Annotated in this window: 11 protein-coding genes; 7 read left to right on the top strand and 4 right to left on the bottom strand. The window is 75.3% G+C overall.

Annotated features, from left to right (window positions below):
* Together ABD353_RS18410 and ABD353_RS18405 are read left to right on the top strand one after the other, a co-directional pair.
* Positions 1–1738 (top strand): ATP-binding SpoIIE family protein phosphatase (locus tag ABD353_RS18410; RefSeq protein WP_344624712.1); only part of this gene is annotated, 1738 nt, incomplete at its 5' end.
* Between the two features lie 68 nt (positions 1739–1806).
* On the top strand, positions 1807–4437 hold the full coding sequence (locus ABD353_RS18405; RefSeq protein WP_344624711.1) for a bifunctional FO biosynthesis protein CofGH: 2631 nt from the start codon (positions 1807–1809) through the stop codon (positions 4435–4437).
* A gap of 14 nt (positions 4438–4451) precedes the next feature.
* Here the strand turns inward: ABD353_RS18405 and ABD353_RS18400 are convergent, their stop codons facing one another.
* Entirely contained in the window at positions 4452–5078 is a 627-nt protein-coding gene (locus tag ABD353_RS18400; protein ID WP_344624710.1) for a TetR/AcrR family transcriptional regulator, read from the bottom strand.
* A gap of 63 nt (positions 5079–5141) precedes the next feature.
* Between ABD353_RS18400 and ABD353_RS18395 the strand changes: the two genes are divergently transcribed.
* Complete coding sequence (locus ABD353_RS18395) at positions 5142–5732, top strand: peroxiredoxin-like family protein (protein WP_344624709.1); 591 nt, start codon at positions 5142–5144, stop codon at positions 5730–5732.
* A 318-nt stretch (positions 5733–6050) separates the two neighbouring features.
* Positions 6051–6554 carry a methylated-DNA--[protein]-cysteine S-methyltransferase gene (locus ABD353_RS18390; protein WP_344624708.1) on the top strand — a complete coding sequence of 168 codons (504 nt, stop codon included), beginning with the start codon at positions 6051–6053 and terminating at the stop codon, positions 6552–6554.
* 17 nt (positions 6555–6571) lie between these two features.
* On the opposite strand, the gene ABD353_RS18385 is transcribed toward ABD353_RS18390, so the two are convergent.
* Together ABD353_RS18385 and ABD353_RS18380 are read right to left on the bottom strand one after the other, a co-directional pair.
* The gene (locus tag ABD353_RS18385; protein ID WP_344624707.1) at positions 6572–7099 is read right to left on the bottom strand and encodes a hypothetical protein; all 528 of its coding nucleotides are present in this window, start codon (positions 7097–7099) and stop codon (positions 6572–6574) included.
* Positions 7100–7118: 19 nt separating this feature from the next.
* Positions 7119–7409, bottom strand: a complete 291-nt coding sequence (locus ABD353_RS18380) for a NucA/NucB deoxyribonuclease domain-containing protein (protein WP_425555186.1) — start codon at positions 7407–7409, stop codon at positions 7119–7121.
* Between the two features lie 257 nt (positions 7410–7666).
* On the opposite strand from ABD353_RS18380, the gene ABD353_RS18375 reads away from it, so the two are divergent.
* The 3 genes from ABD353_RS18375 to ABD353_RS18365 all read left to right on the top strand — a co-directional run bounded on the left by ABD353_RS18375 (position 7667) and on the right by ABD353_RS18365 (position 10037).
* On the top strand, positions 7667–8539 hold the full coding sequence (locus tag ABD353_RS18375) for a PP2C family protein-serine/threonine phosphatase (RefSeq protein WP_344624706.1): 873 nt from the start codon (positions 7667–7669) through the stop codon (positions 8537–8539).
* 95 nt (positions 8540–8634) lie between these two features.
* Positions 8635–9204 (top strand): GNAT family N-acetyltransferase, encoded by a 570-nt coding sequence (locus ABD353_RS18370; RefSeq protein ID WP_344624705.1) that lies wholly within the window; start codon positions 8635–8637, stop codon positions 9202–9204.
* A gap of 440 nt (positions 9205–9644) precedes the next feature.
* Positions 9645–10037, top strand: coding sequence for a transglycosylase family protein (locus tag ABD353_RS18365; RefSeq protein ID WP_344624704.1), 393 nt, complete (start codon positions 9645–9647; stop codon positions 10035–10037).
* Positions 10038–10170: 133 nt separating this feature from the next.
* Here the strand turns inward: ABD353_RS18365 and ABD353_RS18360 are convergent.
* On the bottom strand, positions 10171–11259 hold a 1089-nt coding region (locus ABD353_RS18360), incomplete at its 5' end, for a helix-turn-helix transcriptional regulator (RefSeq protein ID WP_344624703.1).

The raw sequence follows: 11259 nt of genomic DNA, 5'->3' as shown, positions 1-11259 counted from the left end.
CGTCCTCGGCCGACTCGACACCACCGACGAGTACCGGGCCCGCCGCCGGCTCGCCGTGGTCAACGCCGCCGGCCTGCGGATCGGCACCACCCTCGACGTCACCCGCACCGCCCAGGAACTCGCCGACGTCGCCACCGAGGACTTCGCCGACTTCACCAGCGTCGACCTCCTCGACAGCGTCTTCCTCGGCACCGAGGCCGCCACCCGGCCCACCGGCGGGCCCGCCGTCTTCCGCCGCGCCGCCGAACAGTCCGTCCTCATCGGCTGCCCCGAGTCCGCCGTCCCGCCCGGCCAGACCGACCACCTGCCCGCCGACTCCCCGATGACCCGCGCCCTCGCCACCGGCCGCCCCTCCCGGCACCGCGTCGACGACCCCGACGTCCGCCGCTGGCTCACCGTCGACCCCGTCCGCGCCCAGCGCATCGCCGAGTCCGGCACCCACTCGCTGATCGTCGCCCCGCTGCTCGCCCGCGGCACCACCCTCGGCATCACGCTGTTCGCCCGGCACCGCACCGAGGAGGACTTCGACGCCGACGACGTCCTGCTCGCCGAGGAACTCACCGCCCGTGCCGCCCTCAGCATCGACAACGCCCGCCGCTACACCTTCGAACGGAACACCGCCCTCGCCCTGCAGCGCAGCATGATGCCGCACCGCGCCCCCCGCCAGGCCGCCGTCGAGATCGCCTCCCGCTACCTCCCGGCCGGCCCGCAGGCCGGCGTCGGCGGCGACTGGTTCGACGTCATCCCGCTCTCCGGCGCCCGCGTCGCACTCGTCGTCGGCGACGTCGTCGGCCACGGCATCCAGGCCACCGCCACCATGGGCCGGCTGCGCACCGCCGTCCGCACCCTCGCCGACGTCGACGTGCCGCCGGACGAACTCCTCACCCACCTCGACGACCTGGTGCTGCGCCTCGACCGGGAGGCCGACCCGCGCACCGCCGACGAGGACGGGCGGGAGGCCGCCGACATCGGCGCCACCTGCCTGTACGCCGTGTACGACCCCGTCTCCCGCCGCTGCACCCTCGCCCGGGCCGGACACCCCGGGCCCGCCGTGGTGCGCCCCGACGGCCGCGTCGAGTTCCCCGAACTGCCCGCCGGACCGCCGCTCGGCCTCGGCGGCCTGCCCTTCGAGGCCGCCGAACTCGACCTGCCCGAGGGCAGCGTGCTCGCGCTGTTCACCGACGGCCTGGTCGAGGCCGTCGACCACGACGTCGACCACGGCATCGAACGCCTCGCCCGCGCCCTCGCCGCCGGCGGCATCTCCCTGGAGGAGACCTGCGACGAGATCCTCCGGCTGCTGCTGCCCGAGGCCCCCGAGGACGACATCGCCCTGCTGCTCGCCCGCACCCGCGCCCTCGACACCTCCCAGGTCGCCGCCTGGGACGTGCCGCCCGACCCGGCCGTCGTCTCGCACGCCCGCAAGCTCGCCGCCGAACAGCTCGCCGTCTGGGGCCTCGACGAGTACGCCTTCGTCACCGAACTGGTCGTCAGCGAGCTCGTCACCAACGCGATCCGCTACGGCCGGCCGCCGATCGAGCTGCGGCTGATCCACGACACCAGCCTGATCTGCGAGGTCTCCGACACCAGCAGCACCGCCCCGCACCTGCGCCGGGCCCGCACCTTCGACGAGGGCGGCCGCGGCCTGCTGCTCGTCGCCCAGCTCACCCAGGGCTGGGGCACCCGGCACACGCCGTTCGGCAAGACCATCTGGACGGAACAGACCCTGCCCGAGGTGTGACCGGCACCTCCCGGCGTGTGACCCGCACCGCGGCTCCCGCCGCCGACCGGGGCCGATATCGTCGGCGCATGAACGCCTCCGAGCCCGAGCAGACCCCCGCCCCGGCCCCCGTACGGCCCGCCGCCCCGACCGCGTCCGCGATGCGCAGAGCGCTCCGCCGGGCCCGGGACGGCGTCGCGCTGGACACGGGCGAGGCCGAGGTGCTGCTGCAGGCCCGCGGCGCCGACCTCACCGACCTGTGCGCGTCCGCCGCCCGCGTCCGCGACGCCGGACTCGGCGAGGCCGGCCGCCCCGGGGTGATCACCTACTCGAAGAAGGTCTTCATCCCGCTCACCCGGCTCTGCCGGGACCGCTGCCACTACTGCACCTTCGTCACCGTGCCGGGCAAGCTGCGCCGGGCCGGCGAGGGCATGTTCCTCTCGCCCGACGAGGTGCTGGACATCGCCCGCCGCGGCGCCGCCACGGGCTGCAAGGAGGCCCTGTTCACCCTCGGCGACCGGCCCGAGGACCGCTGGCCCGAGGCCCGCGCGTGGCTGGACGCGCACGGCTACGACGACACCCTCGCCTACGTGCGGGCGATGTCGGTGCGCGTCCTGGAGGAGACCGGGCTGCTGCCCCACCTCAACCCCGGCGTGCTCTCCTGGACGGACTTCCAGCGGCTCAAGCCGGTCGCCCCGTCCATGGGCATGATGCTGGAGACCACCGCCGAACGGCTCTGGTCCGACCCGTCCGGCCCGCACCACGGCTCCCCGGACAAGGAGCCGCGCGTCCGGCTGCGGGTGCTGGAGGACGCCGGGCGCTCCTCGGTGCCGTTCACCACCGGCATCCTGATCGGCATCGGCGAGTCCTACCGGGAGCGCGCCGAGTCGCTGTTCGCGATCCGCCGGGTCTCCCGTGCCTACCGGGGTGTGCAGGAGGTCATCGTGCAGAACTTCCGCGCCAAGCCCGACACCGCGATGCGCGGCATGCCGGACGCCGAACTCGAGGAGCTCGCCGCCGCGGTCGCCACCGCCCGGCTGGTGCTCGGCCCGTCCGTCCGCCTGCAGGCTCCGCCGAACCTGGTGGACGGCGAGTTCGCCCTGCTGATCGGCGCGGGCATCGACGACTGGGGCGGCGTCTCCCCGCTGACGCCCGACCACGTCAACCCCGAGCGCCCCTGGCCGCACATCGACGACCTCGCCGCCCGCACCGCCGCCGCCGGCTTCACCCTCCGCGAGCGGCTCACCGTGTACCCCGAGTACGTGCAGCGCGGCGAACCCTGGCTCGACCCGCGGATCCTGCCGCACGTCACCGCGCTCGCCGACCCGGCCACCGGCCTCGCCCGCGAGGACGCCCGGCCCGTCGGCCTGCCCTGGCAGGAGCCCGAGGAGCCGCAGACCGGCTCCGGCCGCACCGAACTCCACCACGAGATCGACACCGTGGGCCGCACCGGCGACCGCCGCGCCGACTTCGACGAGGTGTACGGCGACTGGCAGGTGCTGCGCGAGCAGGTCGCCGCAGGCGCCGGGGCGGGCGCGGGCGGCGCCCCGGAGAGGCTGCCCGCCGACGTCCGGGAGGCGCTCGCCGTCGCCGCGGACGACCCGACCCGGCTGACGGACGACCAGGCCCTCGCCCTGTTCGGCGCCGACGGCCCCGCCCTGGACGCGCTCTGCTCGATCGCCGACGCGGTGCGCCGCGACACCGTCGGCGACACCGTCACCTACTGCGTCACCCGGAACATCAACTTCACCAACGTCTGCTACACCGGCTGCCGGTTCTGCGCCTTCGCGCAGCGCCGCACCGACGCCGACGCCTACACCCTCTCGCTGGAGCAGGTCGCCGAACGGGCCGCCCAGGCCTGGGAGGTCGGCGCGACCGAGGTCTGCATGCAGGGCGGCATCCACCCCGACCTGCCCGGCACCGCGTACTTCGACATCGCCCGGGCCGTGAAGGAGCGGGTGCCCGGCATCCACGTGCACGCCTTCTCGCCGATGGAGGTCGTCAACGGCGCCACCCGCACCGGCCTGTCGATCCGCGACTGGCTGCAGCGGGCCAAGGAGTCCGGCCTCGACAGCATCCCCGGCACGGCCGCCGAGATCCTCGACGACGAGGTCCGCTGGGTGCTCACCAAGGGCAAACTGCCCGCCTCCGCCTGGATCGAGGTCGTCACCACCGCCCACGGGCTCGGCCTCCGCTCCTCCTCCACCATGATGTACGGGCACGTCGACACCCCCCGGCACTGGCTCGGCCACCTCCGGCTGCTCGCCGAACTCCAGCAGCGCACCGGAGGGTTCACCGAGTTCGTCACCCTGCCGTTCGTCCACACCAACGCGCCGGTCTACCTCGCCGGCGTCGCCCGGCCCGGCCCGACCGCCCGCGACAACCGGGCGGTCACCGCGATGGCCCGGCTGCTGCTGCACCCGCACATCCCCAACATCCAGACCTCCTGGGTGAAGCTGGGCGCCGACGGCGCCGCCGAGATGCTGCGCTCCGGCGCGAACGACCTCGGCGGCACGCTGATGGAGGAGACCATCTCCCGGATGGCCGGCTCCTCGTGGGGCAGCTACAAGTCCGTCCGCGACCTGGAGGCGATCGCCGAGGCCGCCGGCCGCCCGGCCCGGCAGCGCACCACCACCTACGGCGAGGTCCCCGCGGAGCGCCGCGCCGCCGCACTCGCCTCGGACGGCCACCTGCCGGTCCTGCTGCCCGTGCTGGGCTGAGGCCCGGCGGCGGCTCAGGCGATGCCGAGGCCGGCGAGGAGGGCGTCCAGGCCGACCCGGAACGACCGGTCGGCGGTGGGCCGGCCGCCCTCCTCGGCGGCCTGCACGAGCAGCGGGAAGGCGTCCCGGGGCAGGGCGGCCGCGGCGGACCGGCCGCCCTCGGCCGCGCCCGGCCCGTGCTCCAGCTCCAACGCCCCGATCAGGTGGGCGGCGACGGCACGCAGGGCGGGCGGACGGTCGGCCGCGTCGAGTCCGGTCTCGGCCAGCACCCCGAGGACGCTCTCCGCCCAGCGCAGTGCCGGCATGCACGCCGCCCGGTGCTTGACGGCCAGCGGCAGTGCGCCGGGGTGCGCGGCGACGGCCGCGTGCACGAGTTCGGCGAGCGACACGATGCGCTCGCGGGGCGTGCCGCGGCCCCGAGCGGCGGCGTCGAGCCGGTCGAGGACGGGGGAGAGCACCAGCTCCGCCACGAGGCACTCCAGCTCCTCGCGGTCCTCGACGTAGCGGTACAGGGCCATGGTGCGGCGGTCGAGTTCGGCCGCGACCGTGCGCATGGAGAGCGCCGCGAGCCCCTCGCGGTCGATCACAGCGAGGGCGGCGACGGCGATCTGGCGAGTGGTCAGCGAGCGGGGACGCGGCACGGCTTGACAGCGTACGCCATACGCCTACAGTTTTAGGCGTATGCCTTACGCCTAAGGAGTCCGATGCCCCGCCTCCAGACCGGCACCACCGCACCCGTCCGGCAGTTCACCGACGTCACCGGCGCACCCGCGGCCCGGCCCGGGCCGGAGGGGCTGCTGCACCTCCAGTTCCGGCGCTTCGCCGGCTGCCCGATCTGCAACCTCCACCTGCGGTCCTTCGCCCAACGGCAGGCCGAACTCGCCGCCGCCGGCGTGCGCGAGGCGGTGGTCTTCCACTCGCCCGCCGACGAGCTGAGGCCGTACGCCGACAGTCTGCCCTTCCCGCTGGTCGCCGACCCGGACCGGCAGCTGTACCGTGCGTTCGGCGTGGAACGCGGCGCCCGCGCCCTGCTGGACCCGAGGGTGTGGCCCACCGTCCTCCGGGCGCTCGCCCGCAGCGTTCCCCTGGCCCTCAGGGGGAAGGAACGGCCGCCCGCGGCCCGCCCGCTCGGCGGCCGGCTCGGTCTGCCCGCCGACTTCCTGATCGGCCCGGACGGGCGCCTGTTCGCCGTCCACTACGGCGAACACGCCGCCGACCACTGGTCGGCGGACACCGTGCTCGGGCTCGCCGCGCCGGTGCGCGTTGCGGCGGGCCGGGAGGCGGCCGGCGCCTGAGGGGTCGCCGTTCTCCGCCGACCGGGTTTGCCGGGCGGCGGAGGGGTGAGACGGCTCGCAGGCAGGGTGCCCCGCCCGGGCGGTGATGTCCCCGTCCCCCGTCCGCCGCGCGGGCGGGCGCCCCGCCGGAGTACAGACCCGGCCGCCGAGACGTGCATCTCCGGCGGCCGGGGCGGCTCCGGGCGGGGCCGCCCCCGGGGCCAACGCCGTGTCCGAAATCCGCCAGCCGACCGCCGGGTGCAGGCGGCACAGTGGAGACCGGCGGGCCCGCGCCCCGGGGCGCGGTACCGTCTGGACCAGCGGAAAGGACACACCACCATGACCCTGTACACGACCGTCGACAGCCCGGTCGGCCCCCTGCTGCTGGTCGGCGAGGAGTCCGCGACCGCGCCGGGCGGCACCGCGCTCGCCTCGGTCTCGCTGCCGGGGCAGAAGCGCGGCGCCGTCGTCCAGGACGGCTGGCGGCAGGACGACGCGGCCTTCCGCGTGGTGGCCGAGCAGCTGCGGGCGTACTTCGCGGGGGAGTCGACCGCCTTCGCCGTGGAGTGCACCGCGCGTGGCACCGACTTCCAGCGGCGGGTCTGGGCCGCCCTGGACGCCGTCCCGTACGGCACCACCACCACGTACACGGCCGTCGCCGCGGCCGCCGGGTCACCGGGCGCCGTACGGGCGGTCGGCGCCGCGATCGGGGCCAACCCGCTGCTGATCGTCCGGCCCTGCCACCGCGTGATCGGCGCCGACGGCTCACTGACCGGCTACGCCGGCGGCCTGCCCGCCAAGCAGCACCTGCTCGCCCACGAGAACGCCCGCCCGGCCCGCTGATCCGTGGGTCGGCGGAGTCAGTCGACCTCGGTGTCCGATTCGTACTGCCACCACAGGTCGATCCGGTAGGACTCGAGCACCTCGGCGTGGGCGGCGAAGACGTTGTCGGAGTCGGCTTGGCCCTCCGGTTCCGCGAGGCTGCGCAGCAAGGAGGCCTCCTGCTCGGCGGCGGCCTCCCTACCGCGCCAGGAGACCAGGGCGGCGTACACACCGGGCCGGGGCAGTTCGATGTCTCCAGCGATCTCGGGGGAGAACGCCCGAATGACCACTGTCCCGGTGGGGCAGTCCAGGACGGCCGGGCAGAAGGCGTCGCATTCCCCGAGGCTGGCGCCGGCCACCGGCCCGTCCCACACCCGCAGGACGATCTCGGCCGGCGAGGTGCCCTGCTTGCTGCAGAGGTAGAGCTGGGTTCCCGTGCCGGCCACGATCGTCAGGTTGCTCCGACGCACCGCGGCACCGTCCGGAAGGTAGGCATCCGAGTCATGCACGAAGATCAGTCCGTGGTCCGGCTTCGCCTCGGCGCGGAACTCAAGCGCCACAGCCATGGGTCCTCCTGTCCCTTTGTCACGGAGTGATGGTCACATAGAACGGGTCGCCGTCCAGAATTCGGTTGGCCGTGTACACGGCGAGGATCCTGGTGCCGCCCTCTTTGTTGTCGGCGGCATCGATCAGTCGGGACGAGTACCGCCTGGTCGGCGAATCGCCGCCCGCCGCAGCTCCCTCGTAGGTGGATGAGAAGGGGTACTCGTCGCATTCCAGCCCCGAGCCCGCGTAGTTGCCCCACACGTCTTCGCACGTCTTGATCGCCGCTGTCCGGTTGGTGTCCTGCTTCGGGCGGTCGATCAGGCGATGCAAGGGCTGCTTCTCACCGGGAACCGTCTTGCCGACAAAGGAGGGAAGGGTGCGCTCCGGTTGCTCTGAGCGTCCTCGATGACGTGATCCCCATACCGGGCATCACGTTGGCCTGGACGATCTGCAGGTTGCCCTGGTTGTACAGCGGTCCGCCGTCCGGAGACGTGTAGGTGAGCGTCCACGACGGCGACTTTTCCCAGTCCCTCAGGAGTTCGTCCTGACGGGCCGTCGGTGAGGTGTCTGGCAGGATGGTCCGCCGAATGACCGACAACGAGATCGACGACATCGACGACGGTGCGTGCCCCGAGTGCGGGGGCACCGTCGCCCCCGACGGGCGGTGCTGGGACTGCGGGGCCGACCGGCCCGGCTTCCGGGCGCACGTGGAGATCGGTACGGCGGGCGGGGCCGCGGGCGTGAGCGACCGCGGCCGGCACCGCGGGGTGAACGCGGACGCCATGGCCCTCGCCACTGCCGGGCCGTGGACGGTCGGAGTGGTCTGCGACGGCGTCTCCATGGCTCCCCGGGGCGAGCGTGCCGCCCGACTCGCCGCGGACGTCGGCGCAGCGGCCCTGGCCGCACGGCTGGCCGAAGGCGTCCTGCCGGAGACCGCCCTCGCCGAGTCCGCTCTCCGGGCCGGCCGGGCGGTGACCGCCCTCGCCGTCTCCCCGGGCGCCGCACCCGCCTGCACCTACGCCGCCGGCATCGCCGGACGGGAGGGCATCTGGAGCGCCTGGGTCGGCGACAGCCGTGTCTACTGGCTCCCCGACGAGGGCCCTGGGACGGCGCTCACCGAGGACGACACCGGCGAACTCGACGTCCTCGCGGCCTGGCTGGGCGCGGACGCCGGCGAGCCCGCGCCGCGGATCCGCAGCTACCGGCCGGCCGTGCCAGGCCGCCTGCTGCTCTGCACCGACGGACTCTGGCGCCACCTGCCGGACCCGGGAGCCCTCCGGACGGTCGCCGACCGCGGCGCCCGGCACGGGACCGCATCCGCCGGCCGGCCGCTGCTCGCCGGAGCGCGGGCACTGGTCGACCACGCCCTGGCCGCCGGCGGACAGGACAACATCACCGCTCTGCTGCTCCCGGTCGCCGCCGCGGCGCCCGGCCGGCCGGCCGCCACCGGCCCGGGCTGAGCGGGTGCCGGGCTGAGCGGGTACCGGGCCGAGGGGGTGCCGGGCGGTCCCGAATCCGGTTGCCCGGCGGCCCGCGCCGGTGGTCGAATCGCGCCGTGCTGATCCGTGCCGCCACCGCCCGTATGCTGCTCCGCCGCTTCACCGCGGACGACCTCGACGACCTCGCCGTCCTGCACGGCGACCCCGAGGTGATGCGGCGGATCGACGACGGGCGGCCGGTGCCGCGTCCGGTGGTCGAGCGCGAGACGCTCCCGGCGCTGCTCCGCGGCTATGCGGAGCTCCCGCCGGGGGAGGGGTGCTTCGCCGCGGTGGCGCGCGGCTCGGGGGAGTTCCTGGGCTGGTTCGCCCTGGCCCCGGCGAGCAGCCCGGGCCTGGACGGCGGCACGGAGCTCGGCTACCGGCTGCGGCCCGCCGTGTGGGGGCGCGGACTCGCCACCGAGGGCGCGCGGGAGCTCGTCCGGCTGGCCTTCGCCGAACTCGGCGCCGACCGGGTGGTGGCCACCACGATGACCGTCAACACCGCCTCCCGCCGGGTGCTGGAGAAGGCGGGGCTGCGCCACGTCCGGACCTTCTTCGAGGAGTGGCCGGAGTACCTCGAGGGCGCCGAGCACGGGGACGTGGAGTACGCCCTGACCCGGGAGCAGTGGCTCCGATCATCCCCCTGACCTGTGCGAACGGTTGCCGAGCGAGGCCGCGGCGGCACCGTCCGTGCACGGTGTGACCCACGCCATCCGCGGGGTGCCGGGACGGGGGTCCGGTGTGCGCGCGGTGTCCGCGGCCCCTCACGCGCTGCCGACGATGTGGTCCGGTTCACGGACGGTTTGCGGTGGTGCGGGTCACATCGGGGGGTGGGTGGCGGTGGTCGGGCCCGGGAAATGGGGGTCGGCTTTCGGTGGATACCGGTGGTAACCGGGGCCTGAGCTGCGGGTTCGTGGTCGAACCTTGTGTTGGGTGCGGGCCGTCCGTAACTTCGAATCCAGCGCGGCACACCGCCAAGGCCCCAGGGCCCGGCGGGTTCGGTGCCGGCTCACCCCATGAACCGCAGGCCGATCGGGTCTGCTGACCCGTGCCCGGGTGTCGTCCCGGGACGCTTGAAGGGAACCGCATGCTTTTCCGTAACGAGACCACCGCTGCCACCGCCACCGCGACCAAGCGCAGCAAGCGCGTGCGGATGGCCGTCATGGGCGGCGCGCTGGCCGTCCTGCCGGTGGCCGGCCTCGTGACGGCGACCTCGGCCTCGGCCGCCCCGGCCTCGACCTGGGACAAGGTCGCCCAGTGCGAGTCCTCGGGCAACTGGGCGATCAACTCGGGCAACGGCTTCTACGGCGGTCTGCAGTTCACCTCCGGTACCTGGGCCGCGTTCGGTGGCCACGCCTATGCGGCCAACGCGCACCAGGCCAGCAAGGCGCAGCAGATCGCCGTCGCGGAGAAGGTCCTCGCCGCGCAGGGCCCGGGCGCCTGGCCGGTGTGCTCGGTCAAGGCCGGCCTGACCAAGTAACACCCGCCTGCCGTACGCAGTCTTCAGCGGCCCGGACCGGCGACCCCGGACCCGGCACCCCGCACCCCCGCACGGCCCGCTCCCCGCACCCGGGAAGCGGGCCGTCGCCGTCCCCGGACACGGCCGCGGGCCGTCAGCCGTGGCGGCCGGCGAGGACGGGACCGAGCTGCGTCCGGGAGCGGATGCCGAGGACGGCGAAGACGTTCCGCAGATGGTGTTCCACCGTGCGGGGGCTCAGCGACAGCTGCCGGGCGATCTCGTTGTTGGTGGCGCCCTCGGCGGCCCGCCGCGCGATGTGCGTCTGCTGGGCGGTGAGGGCGGTCAGGTCGCGGTAGCGGGTGGAGCCGTTGTCGGCCGGACCGTCCGGTGCGGCGCCGGCGGCCCGCAGTTCACCCCGGGCCTCCTCCGCCCACGGCCGGGCCCCGCACCGCTCGAAGCCGTCCAGCGCCTCCTGCAGGTGGTGCCGGGCCCGCCCGGGGCGGCGCTGCCGCCGCAGAGCCTTGCCGAGCAGCAGCGAGGTGCGGGCGTGCTCCAGGACGGAGTCGGCCGCGGCATGCCGGGCCAGTGACTCCCGGTAGAGGCGCAGGACGGCGTCCGTGCCGCTGCCGTCCGCCTCGGCCAGCAGCGCCGCACAGCGCAGCGCCAGCGCCCGCGCGTGCGGGCCGGCCCCGGCGGCGGCCCACGCCCCGAACTCCCGGACGGCGGGACGGGCCTCCTCGCAGCGGCCGACCCGGACGCACACCTCGACCAGGCACGGGACGGCCGACAGCCGCAGCGCGAAGTGTCCCCGGGCGGGACCGGGTGCGACCAGGGCGAGCAGCCGGGCGGGCGCCCGGTCGGGCCGGTCCGCGGCGGCGTCGCGGCGGGCGCGTGCCCAGGCGGTGACCGCCCGGACGGTGGCCAGCCCGTTGGCGTCGGCCGTCCGGTCCGCCTCGGCGGCGTGCCGGGTGCAGGACTCCGCGTCCCCGCGGACGGCGGCGGCGAGGGCGAGCACCGCCTGGTGGTGGGCGGCGGAGTTGCGGCCACCCACCCGTTCGGCCAGGTCGAGGCCCCGGCGGGCGTGAAGCCCGGCCCGTTCGGGCAGTCCGGCGTACAGCTCGGCGAAGGCCAGCCGCTGCAGCAGGTGCGGGAGGTCGGCGTCGTGGCCCCGGGCACGCGCCCGTGCGACGGGCGGGCGGACGAGGTCGCGGGCGGCCGCGGCCTCGCCGGGGAGGGCGGCGCT

The sequence above is a fragment of the Kitasatospora arboriphila genome, assembly GCF_039528095.1.
Taxonomy (GTDB): Bacteria; Actinomycetota; Actinomycetes; order Streptomycetales; family Streptomycetaceae; genus Kitasatospora; species Kitasatospora arboriphila.
Note: the sequence above shows the minus strand (reverse complement) of the source record. Positions and strands in the feature narration are given on the sequence as shown.